This window comes from Lonsdalea britannica (genome assembly GCF_002111595.1).
Lineage (GTDB): Bacteria > Pseudomonadota > Gammaproteobacteria > Enterobacterales > Enterobacteriaceae > Lonsdalea > Lonsdalea britannica.
This window is the reverse complement of the sequence record NZ_LUTN01000016.1, coordinates 18,007-41,312: the sequence shown is the minus strand read 5'-3', so window position 1 is coordinate 41,312 and position 23,306 is coordinate 18,007. Positions and strand designations below refer to the sequence as shown.

At 57.3% G+C, this 23,306-nt stretch carries 19 protein-coding genes and 1 pseudogene; 7 read left to right on the top strand and 13 right to left on the bottom strand.

Going from position 1 to position 23,306, the window contains the following annotated elements; genetic code table 11:
* Nucleotides 1–284: 284 nt before the first annotated feature.
* Complete coding sequence (locus AU509_RS13375) at nucleotides 285–1,361, bottom strand: glycoside hydrolase family 19 protein (RefSeq protein WP_094118565.1); 1,077 nt, start codon at nucleotides 1,359–1,361, stop codon at nucleotides 285–287.
* Between the two features lie 291 nt (nucleotides 1,362–1,652).
* On the opposite strand from AU509_RS13375, the gene AU509_RS13370 reads away from it, so the two are divergent.
* Together AU509_RS13370 and AU509_RS13365 are read left to right on the top strand one after the other, a co-directional pair.
* Complete coding sequence (locus AU509_RS13370) at nucleotides 1,653–2,810, top strand: pyridoxal phosphate-dependent aminotransferase (RefSeq protein ID WP_094118564.1); 1,158 nt, start codon at nucleotides 1,653–1,655, stop codon at nucleotides 2,808–2,810.
* On the top strand, nucleotides 2,798–3,565 hold the full coding sequence (locus tag AU509_RS13365; protein ID WP_094118563.1) for an amidohydrolase: 768 nt from the start codon (nucleotides 2,798–2,800) through the stop codon (nucleotides 3,563–3,565). Before AU509_RS13370 ends, AU509_RS13365 begins: the two co-directional genes overlap by 13 nt.
* Before the next feature lie 128 nt (nucleotides 3,566–3,693).
* On the opposite strand, the gene hpxK is transcribed toward AU509_RS13365, so the two are convergent.
* From hpxK to AU509_RS13325, 7 genes and pseudogenes are all read right to left on the bottom strand, one after another.
* Nucleotides 3,694–4,962, bottom strand: coding sequence for an allantoate amidohydrolase (gene hpxK, locus AU509_RS13360; RefSeq protein ID WP_094118562.1), 1,269 nt, complete (start codon nucleotides 4,960–4,962; stop codon nucleotides 3,694–3,696).
* A pseudogene (locus tag AU509_RS13355) lies at nucleotides 4,959–6,202 on the bottom strand (pyridoxal-phosphate-dependent aminotransferase family protein). Before AU509_RS13355 ends, hpxK begins: the two are co-directional and overlap by 4 nt.
* Before the next feature lie 81 nt (nucleotides 6,203–6,283).
* Entirely contained in the window at nucleotides 6,284–7,027 is a 744-nt protein-coding gene (locus AU509_RS13350) for an amino acid ABC transporter ATP-binding protein (protein WP_085653038.1), read from the bottom strand.
* Nucleotides 7,008–7,661, bottom strand: a complete 654-nt coding sequence (locus AU509_RS13345; protein ID WP_304163060.1) for an amino acid ABC transporter permease — start codon at nucleotides 7,659–7,661, stop codon at nucleotides 7,008–7,010. The genes AU509_RS13350 and AU509_RS13345 overlap by 20 nt, the downstream gene beginning before the upstream one ends.
* Entirely contained in the window at nucleotides 7,661–8,329 is a 669-nt protein-coding gene (locus AU509_RS13340; protein WP_085653039.1) for an amino acid ABC transporter permease, read from the bottom strand. The genes AU509_RS13345 and AU509_RS13340 overlap by 1 nt, the downstream gene beginning before the upstream one ends.
* 9 nt (nucleotides 8,330–8,338) lie before the next feature.
* Nucleotides 8,339–9,130, bottom strand: coding sequence for a transporter substrate-binding domain-containing protein (locus AU509_RS13335; protein WP_409359767.1), 792 nt, complete (start codon nucleotides 9,128–9,130; stop codon nucleotides 8,339–8,341).
* A 532-nt stretch (nucleotides 9,131–9,662) separates the two neighbouring features.
* Nucleotides 9,663–10,502 carry a MurR/RpiR family transcriptional regulator gene (locus AU509_RS13325; protein ID WP_085653040.1) on the bottom strand — a complete coding sequence of 280 codons (840 nt, stop codon included), beginning with the start codon at nucleotides 10,500–10,502 and terminating at the stop codon, nucleotides 9,663–9,665.
* Nucleotides 10,503–10,722: 220 nt separating this feature from the next.
* On the opposite strand from AU509_RS13325, the gene AU509_RS13320 reads away from it, so the two are divergent.
* The 4 genes from AU509_RS13320 to hpxZ are packed head-to-tail and all read left to right on the top strand — an operon-like array spanning nucleotide 10,723 to nucleotide 14,353.
* On the top strand, nucleotides 10,723–12,309 hold the full coding sequence (locus AU509_RS13320) for a gamma-glutamyltransferase family protein (RefSeq protein ID WP_094118560.1): 1,587 nt from the start codon (nucleotides 10,723–10,725) through the stop codon (nucleotides 12,307–12,309).
* Between the two features lie 39 nt (nucleotides 12,310–12,348).
* Nucleotides 12,349–12,546: an oxalurate catabolism protein HpxX gene (gene hpxX / locus AU509_RS13315; protein WP_094118559.1), complete on the top strand. Its 198-nt coding sequence runs from the start codon at nucleotides 12,349–12,351 to the stop codon at nucleotides 12,544–12,546.
* Nucleotides 12,543–13,949 (top strand): AtzE family amidohydrolase, encoded by a 1,407-nt coding sequence (locus AU509_RS13310; RefSeq protein WP_100053531.1) that lies wholly within the window; start codon nucleotides 12,543–12,545, stop codon nucleotides 13,947–13,949. The genes hpxX and AU509_RS13310 overlap by 4 nt, the downstream gene beginning before the upstream one ends.
* A gap of 17 nt (nucleotides 13,950–13,966) precedes the next feature.
* Nucleotides 13,967–14,353: an oxalurate catabolism protein HpxZ gene (gene hpxZ, locus AU509_RS13305; protein ID WP_094118558.1), complete on the top strand. Its 387-nt coding sequence runs from the start codon at nucleotides 13,967–13,969 to the stop codon at nucleotides 14,351–14,353.
* A gap of 62 nt (nucleotides 14,354–14,415) precedes the next feature.
* On the opposite strand, the gene puuE is transcribed toward hpxZ, so the two are convergent.
* The 3 genes from puuE to AU509_RS13290 are packed head-to-tail and all read right to left on the bottom strand — an operon-like array spanning nucleotide 14,416 to nucleotide 16,866.
* A complete protein-coding gene (puuE, locus tag AU509_RS13300) occupies nucleotides 14,416–15,366 on the bottom strand; it encodes an allantoinase PuuE (RefSeq protein ID WP_094118557.1) in 951 nt (316 codons plus the stop codon).
* Between the two features lie 40 nt (nucleotides 15,367–15,406).
* Nucleotides 15,407–16,144: an aspartate/glutamate racemase family protein gene (locus AU509_RS13295; RefSeq protein WP_094118556.1), complete on the bottom strand. Its 738-nt coding sequence runs from the start codon at nucleotides 16,142–16,144 to the stop codon at nucleotides 15,407–15,409.
* Nucleotides 16,141–16,866, bottom strand: a complete 726-nt coding sequence (locus tag AU509_RS13290) for a GntR family transcriptional regulator (RefSeq protein WP_094118555.1) — start codon at nucleotides 16,864–16,866, stop codon at nucleotides 16,141–16,143. The genes AU509_RS13295 and AU509_RS13290 overlap by 4 nt, the downstream gene beginning before the upstream one ends.
* Before the next feature lie 154 nt (nucleotides 16,867–17,020).
* Between AU509_RS13290 and AU509_RS13285 the strand changes: the two genes are divergently transcribed.
* Nucleotides 17,021–18,499 (top strand): NCS1 family nucleobase:cation symporter-1, encoded by a 1,479-nt coding sequence (locus tag AU509_RS13285; protein WP_085653047.1) that lies wholly within the window; start codon nucleotides 17,021–17,023, stop codon nucleotides 18,497–18,499.
* A 104-nt stretch (nucleotides 18,500–18,603) separates the two neighbouring features.
* On the opposite strand, the gene AU509_RS13280 is transcribed toward AU509_RS13285, so the two are convergent.
* Together AU509_RS13280 and AU509_RS13275 are read right to left on the bottom strand one after the other, a co-directional pair.
* Nucleotides 18,604–20,358 (bottom strand): glycoside hydrolase family 13 protein, encoded by a 1,755-nt coding sequence (locus tag AU509_RS13280; RefSeq protein ID WP_254901585.1) that lies wholly within the window; start codon nucleotides 20,356–20,358, stop codon nucleotides 18,604–18,606.
* Nucleotides 20,359–21,280: 922 nt separating this feature from the next.
* Complete coding sequence (locus tag AU509_RS13275) at nucleotides 21,281–23,077, bottom strand: glycoside hydrolase family 13 protein (RefSeq protein ID WP_094118553.1); 1,797 nt, start codon at nucleotides 23,075–23,077, stop codon at nucleotides 21,281–21,283.
* Nucleotides 23,078–23,306: the final 229 nt, after the last annotated feature.

Here is a 23,306-nt window from a genome sequence, read left to right as displayed (position 1 = left end):
TATTGACCTGGAACGGCAAAAGCAATGTGTTAGAAGAAACCGTGCAGGAAATTAGCCAAAACGCTCGCGACGCACACCGGCGCAGCCGGTCAGTTTTTCTCTGACTCTATCGATATAAACTGACTGTCTGATGTGCTCTGTTCGTTTGGCGAGGACGTCAATGAACGGTCGGCGCTGGCAAAATAATCCGCCGCTGTTCACTTCGATGCACAAATCACGGCGTTCATCGGGTGCGCTTGTGCGATCTTCGGATAAAAAAGGGGGCTGAATCAGCCCCCCATGGTTCAACTTAGGCGATTTATTCGCGTCTGAATCGCGTTGGCTTTGGTGGTATCTTTCGCCGCTTGATATAACGCCAGCGCCCTCTTATAAGCCACCAGCGCCTCAGCCTTATCTTTGCGAGTGCCTTGTTCTTTGCTTAACGGATCGTGATAACGCGCCCAGCTGTACGCATAAACTTTATTGTTATAAATGGCGCTCTCCTCGAACGTGAATCCATTCGCCTTCCTTAATTGATTGAGGTGCTCACACTTCAGCACCTCAACGGCCTTATCGAAATAGCGCAACCTGTCGTCATAACCATTAAAACCGCCGTTAATTCTGGCCGTAATGATATTGAAGTCATCTTTTTTGGCGTAACGATTCAGATTCTGGTTGCCATAATCCATGTAAAACCAAAAGGCCGAGGTCACACAGTGAGGCGAGGTAGTCAGTTTATTCCGGTTGTCTTCACTGGAATACACATCCTCGCCCACCGCGCTCCCGTACGCGCGATAGTTCATCTCGAAGGTCAATTGAATCAAGCCCCGACCGTACCAAGGCGCATAGCTCTTTTGACTCCCGCCGATTTCCGCGGTGTAGACCAGGCCCATGCTTTCGTGACAACACTGTGCAAGAAAATGCGCTTTTTCCCTGCATGTGGTCATCCTGTATTTAGCGAATCCCTCATTAAAAGCCTGCAGGTACGTCGTCAGCTTGTCTTCATCGGCCTCCGGCGCGATTTTTCGTAACTCGGCGAGCGTAATATCACGGTGACAGGCACAGGTGGTCGGTTCCGTCGTTGCGGCTCCATACGTCTGTCCCGTCATCTGTAACGTTGAATGAAGAAAGTTCCGCGGAAGCGTCGCCGCTATCATCGCGCGCAAACAAACCTCTATCGTTGACGACAAATTGTTGACGGCCCGGCAGGGCGTCGAATAACCATTGAGAGGGAAATAAGACGACAGCGTTTCGGGTAACCGCTTCACGCTGAAAATCAACTTTTCATACGGCGTCACTGCGCCACATGATGCTTTGGGGTTTGGAATAGATTGACCGCTTCCAAAATCGATAATCTCGACGTTTTTCATTACGTTATTCATAAACAAACGATGTCCTTATGTTGTTTCAATGTGCCCAATATCCAGCATTCACACTGGGTTTCCTGTTCCTCAGGATTGTTTATGCCTGTTTATTACCGTCCTTTATCGCTCTCTGGTTTAAAAAAGAACTTCAACAACATTTATCTTGAATAACAATACGATAAGTCCGTTTTCTACCCATTCACGCGTCATGTTTTTTAGCCATATAGACACCCAAACGTCTCAATTGCCAATTATCGACAGCGTGATATATTGGCTAGCTATACACGTTTGCAGGAGTTGTATTCAGTCATGAGCGCGGCGCTAATCCCCCACAGTAAACTCCCTTCTCTCGGCACGACCATCTTCACCCAGATGAGCGCGCTGGCGCAGAAGCATCAGGCGATCAACTTGTCGCAGGGCTTCCCTGATTTCGACGGTCCTCAGTATCTGCAAGAACGTCTGGCCTATCACGTTAGCCAGGGGGCGAATCAGTACGCGCCGATGACCGGCGTCGCGCCGCTGCGACAGGCTATCGCTGAAAAAACCGGGCAGCTGTATGGTTGGGAACCGGATGTCGACCAGGAAATTACGGTCACGGCTGGCGCGACGGAAGCCCTGTTCGCCGCCATCAGCGCGCTGGTGCGTCAGGGTGATGAAGTGATCTGCTTCGATCCGAGCTATGACTGCTATGCGCCAGCCATCGAATTGGCTGGCGGCGTCGTGAAGCGTCTGGCGCTGCAGCCCCCCGCCTTTCGGGTGGACTGGGCGGAGTTCGCCGCGCTTCTCAGCGATAAAACCCGGCTGGTGATCCTCAACACGCCGCACAACCCGTCGGCCACCGTCTGGCAAAAATCGGATTTCGACGTCCTGTGGCAGGCGATTGCCGAACGCGAAATTTACGTGCTGAGCGATGAAGTGTACGAGCACATCTGCTTCGATCCGGAAGGTCATGCCAGCGTCCTGGCGCATCCCGAGCTGCGTCAGCGCGCGGTCGCCGTCTCGTCCTTCGGTAAAACGTTCCATATGACCGGCTGGAAAGTGGGTTACTGCGTAGCTCCCGCGCCTATCAGCGCCGAACTGCGCAAAATCCATCAATATCTGACGTTCGCCGTCAACACGCCAGCACAGCTGGCGATTGCCGATATGCTGCGGCAACACCCGGAACACTGGCGCGAGCTGCCTGATTTTTATCGGGCGCGACGCGATCGTTTCGTCAATGCGCTGTCGGCCAGCCGCTTTGAGCTGTTGCCGTGTCAGGGCACCTACTTCCTGCTGGCGGACTACAAAGCGATTTCGACGCAGGATGACGTGACCTTCTGCCGCTGGATGACCGAACACGTTGGCGTCGCCGCCATTCCGCTGTCGGTTTTCTGCGCAGACACTTTCCCCCACACCTTGATTCGGCTATGTTTTGCCAAGCAGGAATCAACGTTGGATGCCGCTGCGGAGCGCCTATGTCGACTTTAAAAATCACCCTACTGCAACAACCGCTGGCGTGGATGGATGGTCCCGCCAACCTGAGCCACTTCGACGCGTTATTGGAAAACATCACCGGCCGCGATCTGATTCTGCTGCCGGAAATGTTCACCACCGGATTCGCGATGGAAGCCGCCGGACACAGCCTGGAGCAGTCGGTGGTGGAAGCCTGGCTCTGCCAGTGGGCGCAGCGCACCAACGCGCTCATCGGCGGCAGCGTGGCGGTGCAAACGTCGAAAGGAGCGGCGAACCGTTTTCTGTTCGCCGATCCGCACGGCACGCTGTATCGCTACGATAAGCGGCATCTGTTCCGCATGGCGGACGAACATCAGTATTATCAGGCAGGAAAGAAGAAACTGGTGGTGGAGTGGCGCGGCTGGCGCATCATGCCGCTGGTCTGCTACGACCTGCGCTTCCCGGTCTGGGCGCGCAACCAGCAGGATTACGACCTGCTGCTGTATGTCGCCAACTGGCCGACGCCGCGCGCTCATCACTGGAAGACGCTGCTGACGGCCCGCGCGATTGAAAACCAAAGCTATGTGGCGGGCTGTAATCGCGTCGGTATCGATGCCAACGGCCACAGCTATCAGGGCGACAGCGTGATCCTCGATCCGCTCGGTCAGACGCTGGCCAGCGCCCCGGAAAATCAGCCCGCACGGCTGGATGCGGAACTGTCGCTGGAAGCGCTGCAAGCCTATCGGCAAGCTTTCCCCGCCTGGCGCGACGCGGACGCGTTCACCCTCTAGTCAGCGCGACGCTTCTTGCTGCTCACGATGTAAGTCAGTGCTTACACTGATGCAGCAAAAAGCCCTCGCCACCCGGCGTATGTCCGCCCCGCGCTCCGCCTGTTGAGGCGCTTCAGCTGCTCCGCGATTCACCCCTTACGCGTTGCGCCAACGTTCACCACCGTCAGCAGTAACGCCTGCAACGCTTGCGCCACGTCGTCAGTAAGCACTAACTCATCAGGGTGATGGCTCACGCCGCCTCGACAGCGCACGAACAGCATGCCTACCGGCCAACGTTCGGCGATGGCAATGGCGTCGTGGCCCGCGCCGCTCGGCAGCGACAAACTCGTTCCCTGCACCACCGTCACAGCGTCAGATAACGTCGTCTGTAGCCTGTCATCGCAGCGCGTCGCGGGAATACGATAGTACTCCTCCGCGCTGAACTGACATCCGCGCAGCATGGCGATCTCCTTCGCCGCCGCCAGCAATCGGGTCAGCAACGCTTCCAGCGCTGCATCTTCCGGTCCCCGGACATCCAATGTCAGCCTGACTTCGCCGGGAATGACGTTGGCCGCGCCCGGCAAACAGTGCAACGTCCCTACGGTCGCGACCAAATGCGGATCGCTCGACTGCGTCAGCGCCTCCACCTGCGTCATCCAGGCCGCCGCGGCCGCCAGCGCATCTTGTCGTTGTCCCATCGGCACCGTGCCCGCATGACCGGCATGACCGACAAACGCACAATTCAACCGCCGCGCCCCATTGATTGCCGTGACCACGCCCAGCGCCAGTCCCGCCTGTTCCAGACACGGCCCCTGTTCGATATGCAGCTCCAGATAGGCCAGAATATCGCTCGGCGGCCGCGCCGCCTCTCCGATCGCGTCGGCGGACAAACCGGCCTGCGTCAGCGCTTGCGACACGGGAACGCCATCGGCGTCCTGACAGGCCAGCCATTCTGCGGGCCAGGTGCCGGTGAGTCCGCGGCTGCCCAGCAAGGTGATGCCGAAGCGCGTGCCTTCCTCGTCGCCGAAGCCCACGATCTCCAGCGCCACCGGCAGCCGAATTTGACGTTGATGCAGATAGCGAACGGTTTCCAACGCGCTGAGCACGCCCAACATCCCGTCGTAACGACCGGCATTGCGCACCGTGTCTAGATGCGAACCGAGCAGCAGCGCCGGGGCATCGGCCGTTTGACCCTCGTAGCGGCCGCAAATATTGCCCACGCTATCCTGCCAGACGCGCATTCCCGCCGCCCGCATCCACTCACCCACTACCTGATTGGCGCGCAGATGCTCTTTCGACAGGTAAACCCGCGTCAGTTGGCCTGCGCTTTCCGAAATCTCCGCCAGCGCATCGCAGCGATCCATAACCTGCCGCGCGGCGTTGAGCGCCTCGGCAGCCGTCATCGCGACGGGATTCATGCCTGCGCCTGCTGGCGGCTATAGACATCCCAAGCGGCCTGCAACGCGGCGCCCTGTACGGAGCGGAATCCCAGCCGATTAAGCACGGCTTCCAATGCGGTCAGGGTCTGCATGACGCAGTCTTTACGCGCGTTGTAGCCCATGGTGCCGATCCGCCAGATCTTGCCCTGCAGCGGGCCGAAAGAGGTGCCGATCTCGATGGCGAAATCCTCCAGCAGCAGCTTACGCACGGCTTCACCGTGTATGCCTTCGGGGATCGTCACGCCTAATACGTTGTTCATGCGATGCGCCGGATCGCCGTAAGCCTTCAGTCCCATCCCTTCGATCCCGGCCAACAGCGCCTGACCGTGCAGCGCATGGCGGGCGATGCAGGTATCCAGCCCCTCCTCCAGAATAATGCGGGCGCACTCACGGGCGGCGAACAGCATACTGGTCGCTTCGGTGTGGTGGTTTAACCGCTCCGGCCCCCAGTAGTCCATGATCATGCCCAGATCGAAGTAGTTGGAGTACACCATCTCCTCATCGCCATCCTGATGATCGTCGGTGCGGATCCCCTGCTCCACGCATTTGCGCTGACGGATCGCCGCTTCCATGCGCTCGCTGATCGTCACCGGCGAACTGCCGGACGGACCGCCAAGGCACTTCTGAAGTCCGGCGGATACGCCATCCAACCCCCAGGCATCGGTTTCCAGCGGATTACCGCCAAATGAGGCGGTGGCGTCAGTGTAAAACAGCACGCCATGACGTCGGCAGATGTCACCGAGTTCGTCCAGCGGCTGAAGCATCGTCGTCGAGGTGTCTCCCTGAACGGTCAGCAGCAGACGCGGTTTGACCCGCTTCACGGCCTCTTCGATGCGGTCAGGCGTGAACACGTCGCCCCACGGCGCTTCAATCGTATGCACCTCGGCGCGGCAGCGACGGGCAATTTCACACAGCAGATGGCCGAAACGGCCAAACACCGGGACCAGTACGCGATCGCCGGGGCGGATCGCAGAAACCAGAATGGCTTCAATTCCGGAACGCGACGTGCCGTCCACCAACATCGTCCAGCGGTTTTCAGTACGAAACAGCTGCCGGTACAGCGCCATAACCTGATTCATGTAGCCGGTCATCACCGGATCGTACTGACAATCAACTGACTGGACATCGCCCGGAGCACGCGCGGATCGGCGTTAATCGGGCCCGGCCCCATCAGCAGACGATGTGGCGGATTAATTTGGGCGAACAGTTCGCTTTGCATAGTGGTTAACTCCTGATGTCCTTAATTCATGGTGTGCGTTGACGCGCCGGACGGAGGTAGGCGTACCGGCTGCGCCGCGCGTCAGGCTTCGGTCAGCCCGCGCACGGAGGCAATAAACTGTTTCAGTTCCGGGGTCTGCGGCTGGGCGAACAGGCGGGAGCCTTCGCCCTGCTCCCACACTTTGCCCTGGTGCATGAATACCACGCGGTCGCCGACCTCGCGGGCGAAGTTCATTTCGTGGGTGACCAGAATCAGCGTCATGCCTTCCGCCGCCAGCTGCTCCAGCACTTTGAGCACTTCGCCCACCAGCTCCGGGTCTAACGCCGAGGTAATTTCATCGCACAACAGCACCTTCGGATTCATCGCCAGCGCGCGGGCGATGGCGACGCGCTGCTGCTGGCCGCCGGACAGATTGGCGGGATAGTAGTTTCGCCGTTCGCCCAGCCCGACTTTGTCCAGCATCTGCTCGCCCAGACTGCGGCACTCCGCCGCGCTTTTTCCCAGCACCAACCGGGGCGCCAGCATCACGTTTTCCAACGCGGTCATGTGGGGGAACAGATTGAAATTTTGGAAAATCATGCCGATGGAACGGCTGATTTCACGCGCCTGAGACTCCCGATCGGTAATCGTCATTCCGCCCAGCTTGATGCTGCCTTCCTGATAACCTTCCAGACCGTTGACGCAGCGGAGCAGCGTACTTTTCCCCGAGCCGCTGCGCCCGATGATAGAGATCACTTCGCCCATCTCGACGTCCAGGTCCACGCCCTTTAACACGTGGTTTTGACCGTAAAACTTATGAACCTGATTAATGGTGATGAGCGGCATTGAATTTCTTCTCCAAATAGCGGCTGTAGTAAGACAGCGGGTAGCACAGCAGGAAGTAGCCAAGCGCCACCAGCCCAAACACCTTGAAGGGCTGGTAGGTGACGTTGTTCAGCATGGTTCCGGCTTTGGTCAGCTCGACAAAACCGATGATGGACGCCAGCGCCGTACCTTTGATTACCTGCACGGAAAAGCCGACCGTCGGGGCGATGGCGATACGCATCGCCTGCGGCGCGACGACCCGGCTCAAGGTTTGCCAGAAGCTCAGTCCCAGACAGCGCGAGGCTTCCCACTGTCCGCGCGGCAGCGCCAGTACGCTGCCGTGCCAGATATCCACCAGAAACGCGCTGGTGAACAGCGTCAGCGCCAGTGCGGCGGCCACCCACGGACTGACGTCAATGCCGAACAGACCCAGACCAAAAAAAGCGAGGAATAGCTGCATCAGCAGCGGCGTGCCCTGAAACAGGTTGGCGTAAGCGCGGGTCAGCCGCAGCGGCCAGGGACGGCGGGTCAGACGCAGCAGCAACAGCGGCAACGTCACCAGCGCCCCGCCGAAGAACGCGGTCAGCGACAGCAACACCGTCCAGCGCCCCGCCAGCAGCAGGTTGCGCACTATATCCCAGTCGGTAAAGTTCATCATGCGCCCTGCGTTCCCAGAAAACGTCGCCCCAACATCATCAGCAGTTGGCGCATCAGCAGCGACAACGCCAGATACAGGAGCGTAGTGACCAGATACACCTCGAAGCTTAAGAAGGTGCGAGATTGGATAAGGTTGGCGGCGAAGGTCAGCTCTTCGTACGACACCTGCGACACCACCGAAGAGCCGAGCATGACGATGATGCACTGGCTCACCAGCGCCGGATAAATCCGTTGAAGGGCCGGCGGTAAAATCACACGCAGAAACGTCTGCGTGCGCGTCAATCCCAGCACCCGGCAGGCTTCCCACTGCCCTTTCGGCGTCACCTGAATGCCCGCGCGGATAATCTCGGTGCTGTATGCCCCGAGATTCACCAGCATGGCGATCAACGCCGCCTCGCCTGCGGTTAGCTTCAGCCCCAGCCCCGGCAGGCCGAACACGATAAAGAACAGCTGCACCACGAACGGCGTATTACGAATCGCTTCGACGTAAACGCCCCACAGCCCGCTCAACACGTTCGGCTTGCCGCTGCGCAACGCGGCGCCGCAGATGCCGATGGCAATACCGCCGACCGTAGCGAGCACCGTCAGTTGCACGGTGACCCACAGACCGGCCAGCATGTCCGGCCAGTAAGGCCACAGCGCGGCGAAATCAAGCTGATAGGTCATGCGTTACCCTCACGCGCCCAGATTGGCGGGCAGCGGCGCCTTCAGCCACTTCTGCGACAGGCCGTTCAGCGTGTTGTCTTTTACCGCCTTTTCGATCAGCGCATTGACCTTCTCTTTCAACGCGGGTTCGCCTTTTTTCAGGCCGATAAAGCACGGCGAATCTTTCAGCATGAATTTCGCCACCGGCGCTTTCGTCGGATTCTGTGCGGCGATGGCCGCGACCACCAGGTTACCAGTCGCGATGTACTGCACCTGTCCAGACAGATACGCGGACAGCGTGGTGTTGTTGTCTTCATAGCGTTTCAGCTGCGCTTCTTTCGGCGCAAGATCGGTCAGCACCATATCTTCCACCGCGCCGCGGGTGACGCCCACGCTTTTGCCCGCCAGCGCCTGAGGATTGCTCAGATCGCCGTCTTTCGGTCCGAACACGCCCAGGAAGAACGGCGCGTAGGCGCGGCTAAAGTCGATCACCTTTTCGCGTTCGGCGTTTTTACCCAGGCTGGAGATCACCAGATCCACCTTGTTGGTTTGCAGATAAGGCACGCGGTTGGCGCTGCTCACAGGCACTAGCTGCAACTTTAGTTTCATCTCGCTGGCCAGATAGCGCGCCATGTCGATATCGTAGCCCTGCGGCTCAAGGTCCGTGCCGACAGAGCCAAACGGCGGGAAGTCCTGCGGCACGGCGACGCGCAGTACGCCACGTTTTTCAATGTCTTGCAGCTGATCAGCCAGGGCATGGCCGGCCTGTACGAAAAACAGCGCCGCGCTGATCACGGCCAAGAAACCTTTTCTGATATTCATCGCTCTGCTCCTGGTTCGCCAATTTGAAACAAAAGATTCTTCAATAAAAGATAGTGAAACTATCGTTACAAATCAGAGAGCAAAATATATGCCAATAATGAGGTTGCGGGGAGAGGTGAATTCGGGTGAGAAAAAAGCGCAGGCAATCCTTGAGATAAGGCTTTTCTCAGATGAAACGGAGAAAATCATCGCGCAAAACGGCAAGCATCGAGCGGAAAGGTGGCCCCGACATGTTGCACCAATGAGGAGCAACAGCACTATTCTGGTGCTGAATATCAGCTCATCGCTGAGCGCTACCGGCATGGATGCAACATGACGTCATGAGCGCCCGTCACGCTCATCAAGCTGAACAGCCATCGCCCTCGCGACGATGTTCAGGGCGCTAACGCCTAAGATCCGGGCTGGTGAAATAAACCGATGATTCAGATGTGCCGGAAAACGGATGCAATCGTTAATCCGTTGAAAAGTATAGTGAAATGGCCGAACAGGACGGGAGGGTCAGCCGTGTTTGCATGCAAGGACTCAGTGTCGCCTAGCGTTGCTCCAACTCATCCAACTGCTGATACAGATCGGCAATATGATGAATACGCTGACGTCCGTCCTGCAACATTTCATGCAGCAGCGCGTTGCTCAACAGATTAACCAACCCCATCGCAGAGGCGTAGCTGTCAAAGGCGGATACGCTGTCCAGCGGCGCGCTCAGCGTCCAGGTCGCGAACGGTTGAAGGCTGTGGGCCTGCGGCTCGCACAGCAACAACACCGGCACCTGTTTTTCCTGTAATTGGCGAAGCAGAGACGGGATCAGCCGTGGACGGCGGCGAAACGCGGCTACGATAACGACATCCTGTGGACTCAGGTCAGCCAGCTCTTCCGCCAGCGTCTGGCCCGGCTGGGCTAACAGACAGACTTGCGGCCTCACCTGCAACAGCTGCTGGCGTAGATGCAGCGCCACCGGATAACTGTTGCGCAGCCCGATCAGGCAGACACGTTGAGCCTGTTGAAGCGCGGCGATCACCGCGCCGAACTGCACCGGATCGATCTGATTGACCCACTGGGTCAGGTTCGCCATCTCCTGCTTATAGTGACGCGCCAGCAGGGTATTTCCCTGCACCGCATCGCGGTTGTCGGCCAGCGGCATACCGCTTTGGCGTAGCGTGCGCAGCTCATCGCGCATTTCCCGGTAGCTCGGGTAGCCGAGACGACGGAACAACCGACTGACGGTCGCTTTAGAGACGCCGCACAGGCGCGACAGCTCCGCGCTGTTGTAGCTGATCAGGTCGTCGAGATGATCGAAAATAAACTCCGCGACCCGCCGCTCCTGAGGGGAGAGCGCATTAAAATGGCTGCGTAGCCGTTCATCAATCTGCTTCATGCCTGCCTCTGTAACTTTCGTTTCAGCCCTTCACGGTATCGCTGCACCTTAGCACACCTCTCAGCGAGAACGGCAAGAGGAAAAAGAGTGGAATGCTTTTTGCTTTTGTCTGTAGTCGATTGTCCGTGGGCTCCCTTCACGGCGCGATGCCTGGCCTTAGATTGATGACTCGCCAGCGTTGCCCGCCGGAGTCTTGCCCCTAGCGTTGGGAATCTTTTTTATGATGCACAGTAATATTGCGCCAGCCGGTATGGCGGTGACGCCTCACCACCTCGCCAGCGCCTCCGCGCAGGCGGTGCTGCGGGAGGGCGGCAATGCGATCGAAGCAATGGTCGCCGCCGCGTCTACCATCGCCGTCGTCTATCCGCACATGAACAGTCTGGGCGGCGACGGTTTCTGGCTGATCGTGCCGCCGCAGGGCGACCCTATTGCCATTGACGCCAGCGGACCGGCAGGCTCGCTGGCCGACCGCGCGATGTACGACGGTATGGAGCGTATCCCTCATCGCGGTCCCAAAGCCGCCATCACCGTGGCGGGCACCGTCGGCGGATGGCAGGAAGCGCTGCGCTACGCCGCCGAGCTGGGCGGAAAATCGCTGCCGCTGAAGCGGCTGCTGGCCGATGCGATCCGCTACGCCGAACGCGGTATTCCGGTCACGCCCTCGCAGTCGGACGCGCTCACGCAGCACTTTGAGGCTCTCAGCGCCCAGGCCGAATTTCGCCGCGTCTTCTTGCCGGACGGCACGCCCCCTTCCCCCGGCAGCCGCTTCACTCAGCCCGACCTCGCCCGCACGCTCAGGCAGCTGACGCAAGACGGTCTGGACAGTTTTTATCGCGGCCCGCTGGCCGATAGCTTGGCGGCGGCCATGACCCAGGTAGGGATGCCGGTGACCCGAGACGATCTGGCGAACTATCGCGCTAAACGCGTCGCCCCCCTGAGGCTGGCCCACAGTCAGGGCGAGATCTTCAATCTGGCGCCGCCGACGCAAGGGCTGGTGTCATTGGCGATCCTCGGGATCGCCGACCGCCTCGATATGGCCGATCTTAACGATGCGCAAACGATCCATCGCGTCGTCGAAGCCACCAAGCTCGCGTTCGAACTGCGCGATGCCTTCATCACCGATCCCAGACTCGTCACGCAAGATATCCCCGCTTTGCTCAGCGCCGATGCGCTGGAGGCATTGAGCGCCCGCGTGAATATCGATGCCGCCGCGCCGTGGGGAGAAGGGAAAGGCCCCGGCGACACCGTTTGGATGGGCGTGTGCGACGGCAACGGACTGTCGGTTTCCTTTATTCAGAGCATCTATCACGAATTCGGCAGCGGCGTCGTGCTGCCGGAGACCGGCATCGTCTGGCAGAACCGGGGAGCCTCGTTCAGCCTCGATCCACACCATCTATTGGCGCTGGAACCGGGCAAACAGCCGTTTCACACCCTGAATCCCGCCGCCGCACGGCTGTCCGACGGGCGGACGATGGTCTACGGATCGATGGGCGGCGACGGCCAGCCGCAAACTCAGGCGGCGTTGTTTATCCGCCACATCGTGCAGGGGCTGCCGCTCCAGCAGGCCATCGCCGCGCCGCGCTGGCTACTGGGTCGCACCTGGGGACAAACCTCCGATAGCCTGAAACTGGAGGACCGCTTCACGGCCGCCACCGTCGACACGCTACGCGGGCTGGGCCACGAAGTGGAGATGCTGCCCGACTTCAGCGAGAGCGTCGGACACGCCGGCGCCATCGTGCGCCATACTAACGGTATGCTCGAAGGCGCGTTCGACCCGCGCAGCAACGGCAGCGCCCTAGGCTTTTAAATCAATAAGACCGCGACCAAGAGAATCACAGAGGGAAACATGAGCGAGATAAAACGTGATGACGCCGCGCTGGCCGACTATCTGCGGCAGATGGAAACGTTGCTGGCGCTGGAGTTAGATCCGGCCCGCCGCCAGGAACTACAGCGACAGTTCAGCCGCATCGCCGAGATGGCGCAGCCGCTGATGGCCTTTCCACTGGACGAGCGTCAGGAAGTCGCGGGGGTCTATCAGCTATGAGTACGATGCGTCACCCCGGCAGCTATTCCATTGATGAACTTCAGGCGCTGCAAGAAAGCGGCGAACTGTCCGCGCAAGACATCGCCCAGCAGACGCTGGCGCGCATTGCGCAGCGTAACCCCCAGCTCAACGCCTATACCCGCGTCACCGAGACGCGCATGTTGGAAGAGGCCGCGCAGCTCGACCGACAACGCCGCGACGGCTGCCCGCTGCCCGTGCTGACCGGCGTGCCGTACGCGGTCAAAAATCTGTTCGATGTGGCAGGCGAAACCACGCTGGCGGGAGCGAAACTGTTTAGCCAGCGCCCACCCGCCACGCAGGATGCCTACGCCGTCGGTCGACTGAGCGCTCAAGGCGCGCTGCTGTCGGGGATGGTAAATATGGACGCCTACGCCTACGGCTTTACGACGGAGAACACCCACTATGGCGCAACCCGCAACCCGCATGACCTGACGCGGATTGCGGGCGGCTCTTCCGGCGGTTCCGCCGCCGCGGTTGCGGCCGGGCTGGTGACCTTCGCGCTCGGCAGCGACACCAACGGCTCTATTCGCGTCCCTTCGTCGCTGTGCGGCATTTTCGGCCTCAAACCGACCTTTGGCCGCCTGTCCCGTCGCGGCACGCAGCCTTTCGTCGCCAGCCTCGATCACATCGGCCCGATGGCGCGCAACACGAAGGATCTGGCTCAGGTCTTCGACCTGCTGCAAGGCATCGATGCCCACGATCGTTTTCAAACGCCGCACTCGTCATTGGACTGCTCGGCCACGCTGAATGATGATACGCCGCCGCTGCGCACCAAGATTCTGGCAGGTTATTTCGCCGACTGGTGCGACGAACACGCGAAAACCGCCGTACTGCGGGTCGCACGCACGCTGGGAGCCAATGAGAATGTGTTGATCGACGATGCCGCGCTGGCCCGCACCGCCGCCTTCCTGATCTCCGCCAGCGAAGGCGGGAATCAATACCTGCCCGCGTTGCGGAGCTTGCCGGAGCAGTTCGAGCCGCATTCGCGCGAACGCCTGCTGGCCGGCGCCATGATCCCGGCGGCGTGGTACGTACAGGCACAGCGTTTTCGCGACTACTTCCGGCAGGAGGTCCTGTCACTGTTCGAGCACACCGACCTGTTGATCGCCCCCGCTACGCCCTGTTCGGCGACGCCGATTGGTCAGGAAACCATGCGCATTAACGGCGCGGATCTGCCCATTCGCGCCAGCATGGGCATGCTGACGCAGCCGATTTCGTTCGTCGGGCTGCCGGTGGTGACCGTGCCGCTGCTCACCGACTCCGGGCTGCCTATCGGCGTCCAACTGATTGCCGCGCCGTGGCGCGAAGACATTGCGCTACGCGCTGCCCGACGCCTGGAGCAGCAAGGCATTACGCACTCTGTCATCCCCTTACAGCCCTGATACGCCAGGAACCCGCTATGTTGCAGCTCAACGACATCAATCTGCCCGACGTGCTGGAAGAGGTCGCCGCCGCGTTCGCCCGCTACGAAAAAGCGTTGACCGGCAACGACGTCGAAGCACTTGACGCCCTGTTCTGGCACGATGCGCGCACCGTCCGCTACGGCGCGTCCGAGAACCTATACGGCATTGAGCAGATCCGGGCGTTTCGCGCCGCCCGTCCCTCGGCCGGACTCGACCGCCAGTTGCAGAATACGGTGATCACCAGCTACGGCCGGGACATGGCCGTCGCCAGCACCGAGTTTCGTCGAGAGCATTCAGAGAAGGTTGGTCGCCAGATGCAAACCTGGATCAGAACCGAACAGGGGTGGCGCATCGTGGCCGCCCACGTCAGTCTGATGGCGTAACGGATAGGTCTGAGGAAGACAGGCCGCGACTTGGCGGCCTTTTTTCGTTCATCTTGAATGCGTCAGCCTGGATAAGGATGGTGCTGACGCCAGTGGTCGGCGATGTCCTGACGACGGCAAATCCACACCCGGTCGTGCTGCTGTACGTAGTCGAGGAAACGCTGCAACGCGCGGAAGCGACCCGGCCGTCCCAGCAGCCGACAGTGCATGCCGATCGACATCATCTTCGGCGCCGTTTCCCCTTCTTCGTATAACACATCAAAACTGTCTTTCAGGTAGGTAAAGAACTGGTCACCGCAGTTAAACCCCTGCGGCGAGGCGAAACGCATGTCGTTGGCCTCCAGCGTATAAGGGATGATCAGGTGCGGCTGCGCAACCCCTTCTTTCCCCACCACGGGCATCCAGAACGGTAGGTCGTCGCCATAATAGTCGCTGTCATACTGGAAACCGCCGAGTTCGACCACCAGCCGACGCGTATTCGGGCTGTCGCGACCGGTATACCAGCCCAACGGCGCTCGGCCAAACAGCGCCGTCATCGTCTCCACGGCCTGCGCCATATGCTGGCGTTCAACCGCCACTGGCGTGTCCTGATAGTGGATCCAGCGCCAACCGTGGCACACCACGTCGTAGTCCGCCGCCGTGATCGCCGCCACGACGGCCGGGTTACGCGCCAGCGCCATCGCCACGCCGAACACCGTCAGCGGCAGGCCGCGACGCTGGAACTCTGCATGGATCCGCCAAAAACCCGCGCGTGAGCCGTACTCATATAACGAGTCCATCGACATATGGCGGTCCGGGTAACTGGCCGCGCCGATGATGTCAGACAGAAATTGCTCGGAACCCGCGTCGCCGTGCAGCACGTTATTCTCCGCGCCTTCCTCATAGTTGAGGACAAACTGCACCGCGATACGCGCACGTCCCGGCCATTGGGCGTGCGGCGGCTGGCCCGCGTAACCGATAAGATCGCGCGGGTAGTCCCGCCCTTCCCCCAACGTCTGCGTTAACGTCTTCATGATGTGTCTCTTTTTTATTGCTGAGAAGATACAACCGATGTCAGCGCAGCGGGCTGAACGGGCCGGTCAACGGTTTGGGCAGCGGATAGTCGAGATCGCCGTGTTTGCTGGTAGTCAGTCCCATTCCCACCAGCGATTCAATCAGTTTGACCGCAGCGCTGACGCCGTCGATCACCGGGATCCCCAACTCACGCGTCAATTCAACGGCCAGATCCGCCATCCCCCCGCAGCCCAGCACAATCGCGCCGGATCCATCCTGTTGCTTCGATTGTATACACTGTTCCCGCACCTTCTGTTGCGCCACGCCCTGTACGTCCTCTAGCGCCAGCACCGGAAGATCGATCGCATGCAGCGCGGCGCAGTGGCGTTCAAAGCCATACTGGTGCAGTAGGTGTCGCGCGATGATTAACGTCCGCGGGAGCGTCGTCACAATGGAGAAACGCGTCGCCACCAGCGTCGCCATATGCATCGCGGCTTCGGCAATGCCAACCACCGGCGCGTCGGCCAGCTCGCGTGCCGCCAGCAGTCCCGGATCGCCAAAACAGGCGATGACATGCCCCTGCACGCCCTGCGATTTTCCTTGTTGGATTTGCTCCAGCACGCCAAGGGCCGCGATGGCTTCATCGACATGCCCTTCTATCGACGGCGCGCCGTGAGACGCGCACACGGCCCGGATGTCGGTATCTGCGTGCGCCACTCGCCGGGCCGCGGCACCGATGGTCGCCGTCATTTCCCGGCTGGTGTTCGGGTTGATGACCTGAATCACACAGCGGCTCATGCTGGCTCCTGTCCATGAAGGTGGGCGAACAGGCGGGAAAAGTCCGGCGTTACGCTATCGTCGCGATCAAATCGCAGATTGGCGGTGATATCGTCGAAATGCTGCTGCATGGCGGACGTCAGCGCCGCCGTGTTTTTCTCGCGCAACAGAGCAATCAAGCGCTGATGATCGTGACAGCGACACCCCTGCTGCCACGGCGCGCCGTAGGCGGCGATCACCAGCGACGATCGCAGCGTGAGCTGAGACACCATGCCGGTTAATACCGCATTGCCGGAGATAGCCTGTAGCTGAATATGAAACGCGGCAGACAGGCGGATCGCCTCCGCGCCGTTCTGATCCTGATGAGCTTTGTCTTCCGCCTGCACGCCCTTTTCCAACGCTGCGCAGTGGCTCGGCTGGCAGTGCGCCACCACCTGCGGCAGGTTGGCGCACTCCAACAGACTGCGGGTACGGAAGATCTGCTGCGCCTCTTCTACCGAGGGCGTGGCGACCTGTGCACCACGCTTGGGCGCGAGAGTGATCATTTGCACCGCGGCAAGACGCTGTAGCACTTTGCGGATCCCCGTTCGGCTAACGCCGAAGACCTCAGCCAATGCTTCTTCAGGTAATTTGGTGCCCGGCAGCAGCTGGTGTTCCACAATCGCATTCAGCAGCGCGTGATAAATCACTTCGTCCTTTTGCTTAGAAAGCGCTGCCTCTTCAAGACCATAGGTATAGTTCATCACGTTATCCCATCAACATGTCATCGCTAAATCGTACACCGCAATCATCATTTATTGTATACAAAAAATAGATCATGGCCTGAATCCTGCAAAACCCCTTTCGTATACACCATCGAGTGACGTTGACGTTCGGTTATCAAAAGGAGCAGATTCCATGCCACAAAATGCCTCGTCAAACCGCGCTATGCGGACAGACTACAGCCCCAGGTTATGCAACGAGGATCTCGCGCCGGTGCGGTCGCAGAACTGGTCCTGGTATAACATTTTTTCTTTCTGGATGTCCGACGTCCACAGTATGGGCGGCTACGTTGTCGCGGCCAGTTTCTTTACGCTGGGGCTGGCCAGCTGGCAGGTGCTCATCTGTCTGCTGGCCGGTATCGGCATCGTCCAGCTGTGCGCCAATTTGATCGCCAAACCCAGCCAGATGAGCGGTGTTCCCTATGCCGTGATTTGCCGTCAGGCTTTCGGGGTTTTCGGTGCGAACATCCCGGCGGTGATCCGTGGACTAATCGCCTTCGCGTGGTATGGCATTCAGACTTACCTCGCCGCCAACGCGCTGATGTTGGCGCTGCTGAAGTTCTACCCCTCGCTGATCCCGCTGACCGAACGTCATTGGCTGGGCCTGTCGGCGCTCGGCTGGATCTGCTTCGGCATACTGTGGCTGCTGCAGGCGATGGTGTTCTGGCACGGCATGTCCGCTATTAAGCGGTTTATCGATTTCGCCGGTCCCGCGGTCTATGCGGTGATGCTGGGGCTGGCCGGGTGGATTGTTTACCAAACCGGTTGGGACGGCATTTCCTTCACGCTGTCCAGCCAATCGTTGAGCGCGAGCGAGCAGCTGTGGCAGATGATCACCGCCATCGCGCTGGTGGTGTCCTATTTCTCCGGACCGCTGCTGAACTTCGGCGACTTTTCCCGGTACGGCAAAAGCATCCGCGAGGTGCGCCGCGGCAACTTCTGGGGGCTGCCGGTCAACTTCCTGCTGTTCTCCATCGTGACGGTGGTGATCGTTTCCGGCACGCAGTCGCTCTTCGGCAAGATGATCACCGATCCGATCGAAACCGTGAGCCACATCGGCAGCGGCGTTGCCGTCGCGCTGGGCCTGCTGACCATGATTATCGCGACGATTGGTATCAACATTGTGGCGAACTTCGTGTCGCCAGCCTTCGACTTCTCCAACTGTTCGCCACAGCGGATCAGCTTCCGCGCGGGGGGGATGATCGCCGCCGTAGGATCGATCCTGCTGACGCCCTGGAACCTCTTTCAATCCCCCGAACTGATCCACTACACGCTGGACGTCCTGGCGGCCTTCATCGGCCCGCTGTTTGGGATCTTGCTGGCGGATTTCTATCTGATCAAAGGCGGGAAGGTACACGTCGACGATCTGTTCAACGCAACCCCGCAGGGGCGCTACTGGTATCGCCGCGGTTTCAATCCCAACGCGATTCTGGCGCTGATCCCCGCGGTCGCCATCGGTCTTTTTATTGGTTTTGTGCCGTCGTGGCATGCGCTGGCTAATTTCAACTGGTTTATCGGCGCGGCGCTGGGCGCGGGTTGTTATCGTTTTCTGGCGCGTCATGAACGCAACCCAGCTTATCCGCTCCGCCCTCTCTCGATGCCCGGACTGGAATAAACATGTCGCATCACATGGGCCCGCCTTCTGTTCCCCAAACAAAAACATCCCGGCCAAAGCGGGATGTGAGGTGTGAAATGGCGCGAGTGCGCCAGCAGCGTGGGTTATTTCAGTTTGTAGATCCCCGTCTGCCACGGTTGCAGATTAAGCACGGTGGCATTGTCTGCAGGTTTGGCCTTTTCACCGCTTTCGAGCAACGTTTCGCCTATCGCCAGATGATCCGGCAACGTGTAATCGATCGGATGTTCTTTGAAGTTGATCACCACCAGATAACGATCGCCCTTCATCGTGCGTGTATACGCGAAGACGTCGGGATTCTGCGAGTCCAGATCCGCGTATTGACCGTAGACCAGCGCCGGGATGCGGTGACGCAACGCGATCATTTCACGGTAGTAGTTGTAGACCGAGTTCGGATTGCCCACTTCGCTCGCCGCATTGATCTCTTTATACGTCGGGTTCACCGTGTACCAAGGCGTACCGGTCGTGAAGCCCGCGTTTTTCTCGGCGCTCCACTGCATCGGCGTTCTGCCTTGTTCACGCGAGGTGATGCGGACGTTATTCAGGAAGTCGTCTTCCTTCACTTTTCCACCCAGAACCAGGTTCTTGTAGAACGCTTTGGTTTGAATGTCGTTATAGTCGTCGATGGACTTGAACGGCGCATTGATCATCCCAAGCTCGTCGCCCTGGTAGATAAACGGCGTGGCATGCTGCGTCAGCAGCAGCGTACCCAGCGCTTTCGCGGAGCGTTCACGCCATTCCGGACGGTCGTCGCCGATAGTGGAAACGACGCGCGGGTTATCATGACTCCCAAGGAAGAACGCCAGCCAGCCGTACTCGCCGCCGGATTCGTTTGCATGTTTCACCACTTCTTTCAACTGCGGCAACGTCCAACCTTTGTAATGCCATTTTTCGCCCGGATAGCGATAGAACAACACCGACTCGAACGTGAATGCCAGATCCATTTCGTGGCGTCGCTGGTCGACGTAATCCTTCAGCGACTCTTGCGGCACCGCGAAGGCTTCGGCGGCGAACGCCATATCTTTATGATGTGACAGAACGTGGTCGTTCATGTCTTTGAGATAACGGTGAACATTCGGTCCGTCGCCATAAGTCGCAGCGGCGTGCCCCAGCTGCTGCTGATTCAGATCCGGAAATCCCGGATGTTTGGAGATAGTGTTGATGGAGTCGAATCGCAGGCCGGAGACCCCTTTCGACAGCCAGAACTCCATGACGTCATACAGCTCTTTTCTCACCTGTGGGTTGCTCCAGTCGAGATCCGGCTGATGTACGCTAAAGTAGTGAAGATAGTACTCGTCGGTCTTGGCCTCTTTTTCCCACGCCGGACCGCTGAATATCGATGGGTAGTTATTGGGGGCGCCGCCGTTTTTGCCTTCACGCCAGAAGTAGTAGCTGCGATAAGGGTTATTGGTCGATTCTTTGCTTTTCAGGAACCACGGGTGTTCATCACTGGTGTGGTTAAACACAATATCGATCATCAGGCGCATATTGCGTTTTTTCATTTCAGCGACAAGCCGGTCGAAATCTTCCATCGTACCGAAGTCTGCCATGACTTTTTTATAGTCGCGGACGTCGTAGCCGCTGTCTTGATTCGGGGAGTCGTAATGCGGCGTGATCCAGATGGCGTCGATGCCAAGGTTGTGCAAATAATCCAGCTTCTCAATCAAGCCGTTGAAATCACCGATACCATCTCCGTTGCCATCGTTGAACGAGCGGAGATAGACCTCGTAAAAGACCGCCTGCTTCCACCAGACCGGGTAGTCGTCAGAACGTTGAATAACGGGGCCATGAGGAGACGTCGCTTCCGCAGCTCCGCCTGAACCTGAGGGACATTCCCGCACAGGGCAATACCTAGACTTATCGCAATCAGCGATGCCAATCTCAGTTTATTCATATCCTTTTTTTCCTTGCTTTAAACAATAAGAAAAACACAGTTTTTATTTCTGATTTTAGGGAGAGGGCATGTAAAAACAGCGAGGTCGAGAATAGCACCATGAAAATAAGCACACATCACTTTAATATTGAATTAATACCGTAAAAGCCTATACCCATGAATTAATCAATTCATGAAAAATACCTCAAAAAACATTCCTTAACGTGTAATAGCCTCATATTCATATTCCCCCTTGAAAATCACTCGCCGTATTATCATTAAATATAAAAATGTTCTTTTTGGTGATTATTGGAAATAAATGGTCTGCAGAGTTAAAACAAAAACAATCAAAATCAACCAGTAAAGTCATGCCGCTCATATTTAAATCCGCACCATGAGAAGTTTAAAACGCATAACGGCAACTTTATCGTCACCAATAGATCACGGTGAAAAAATATTTTTACCGTTTTTATTTACATAATGATGTCACTAATCACGGAATTTACGACGACTATAAAAAAACCATCGATACGATAAAAAGCACATTTCGTTAATATTATTTACCCACCATTACATCCACATTTAAAATAACCCGTGCGTTTCCGTTCATTTCGTTACACTTATTTACCGTTAATTCATACCTGCTTTTTTTACCCCAAAAAATCATTCCTCTTCTCGGTGCTTTAATAGCCCGATTGACGTTAAAAAGGGATGAAAATAACGGGGGGTACCGCCTATGCCGATTGGCAGGCTCGAACGACCGCTGACGTGATGACCGCGTAGAAGCGGGTCATCACGTCATTTTCGCTCGCTGCGCGACCCGACAGAGGACATCACGGGAAAATCTGCACAGCATCGGAAAGTATTTTCCGAACTCAGGTATCGTTCAATCAGTTCAGCTGGTAGATCCCAGACTGCCACGGTTGGAGAGTGAGAGAGGACGCATTGTGCGCAGGCGCGGCTTTCGCACCGCTTTCAATCAGCGCTTTATCAATGGTGAGCGACTGCGGCAAGGGGTAATTGATCACCTTTTCTTTGAAGTTGATCACCACCAGATACTTCGCGTCTTTGGTGATTCGGGTGTAGGCATAAATATCCTCATTTTTCGGCGCCAGGTCCGTGTATTGGCCGTAGGTCAGCGCAGGCGTTCGATGGCGCAGCGCGATCAACTGTTGGTAATAGTGATAGATGGAATCATCATGCGCGACCTCATTTGCCGCATTGATGACCTTATAGTTGGGATTGACCTTCAGCCACGGCGTACCCGTAGTGAAACCGGCATTTTGCTGCGCATCCCATTGGAACGGCGTCCGGGCATTATCCCGGGTCGTCTTTTTCGCATTTTCCAAAAACCAGTCGGCCTTGACCTTGCCAGTCTCGACATAGTCTTGCCAGAAACCCTTGATTTCAAGATCGTCATACTCTGAAATCGACTTGAAGGGATAGTTGGTCATGCCCAGCTCTTCCCCCTGATAGATAAAGGGCGTCGCGCGCTGCGTCATCTGCAGCGTCGCCAGAGCCCGTGCGGACTTGCTACGCCACTCCGGACGGTCATCGCCAAAGGCAGACACCGCGCGAGGGTTATCATGATTTCCCAGGAAGAACGCGTTCCATCCATAATCACCCGCGACATTATTCATGTTTTGCACCACCTGTTTAAATTCGCTCAGCGTCCAATCGCGATAGCGCCACTTCTCAGCCATGTGGCGATACAGCAGGATCAGGTCGAAAGTGAAGACCATGTCCAGCTCTTCCCGACGTTGATCGACATACAGAGGCACCTGTTTGAGTGGTACGCCGAACACTTCACCCGCCGTCACGATATCGGGGTAGTGAGACAAGACCTCAGTGTAAATCTCATGGATATAGGCATGCAGGTTCGGCCCCTGCGTGTAGGTCACCGCATAGGCGGCGAGTTCTTGAGGCGTCAGATCGGGGAATCCGGGGAACTTGGAGTAGGTGCCGACCGTGTCGAAACGCAGGCCAGCGACCCCTTTATCCAGCCAAAACCGGACGATGTCATACAATTCATGGCGGACTTTCGGGTTGTCCCAATTCAGATCAGGCTGATGCTTGCTGAAGTAATGGAGATAATATTGATCGGTCTTAGCATCTTTTTCCCATGCCGAGCCGCCAAAGAAAGAGTGATAATTGTTTGGCGCTCCGCCGTTTTTACCGTCCTGCCAGATATAAAAATCTCGATAGGGATTATTTTTCGACGAGCGACTTTCCTTAAACCACTCATTTTGATCGCTGGTATGATTAATCACCACATCAATCATCAAACGCATATCGCGTTTTTTCATTTCAGCCATTAAGCGGTTGAAATCGTCCATCGTTCCATATTCACTCATGATGTTTTTATAATCACGAATGTCATAACCGCTATCAGTATTGGGTGAATCATAATGGGGTGTAACCCAAATAGCATTGATACCCAATCCTTTCAAATAATCCAACTTGTCAATAATACCTTGAATATCCCCGATACCATCTCCATTGGTGTCCTTGAAAGAACGCGGATATATCTGATAAAAAACGGCTTCCTTCCACCATAAAGGATAATCAGCAGATTGCTGTACTGTCGCTAGTGCTGGACCATTTTCGGCCTTGGCTAAGTTGAAACTGCTCGATAGAATAATACTCAGGCTCATAGCCGCAAGCGACGTTAGTTTCTGTTTGGACATATCCTTCTCCTTGATTCTCCGACGTGTTACTGCAATAAATATTGCTTATACTTGCGCTCTTAAATTAAAAGCGGTGCAGAGATTAGCATCATGAAAATATGTATACATCACTTTATTTTTCAATAGATACTCATATATTAATTTCTATTTTACTGTTTCAATTTGCATTCAATTTAAAATGACTTATTTAGTATTTTTCATGAGCTATTTCATTCATCGAAAAAGAATA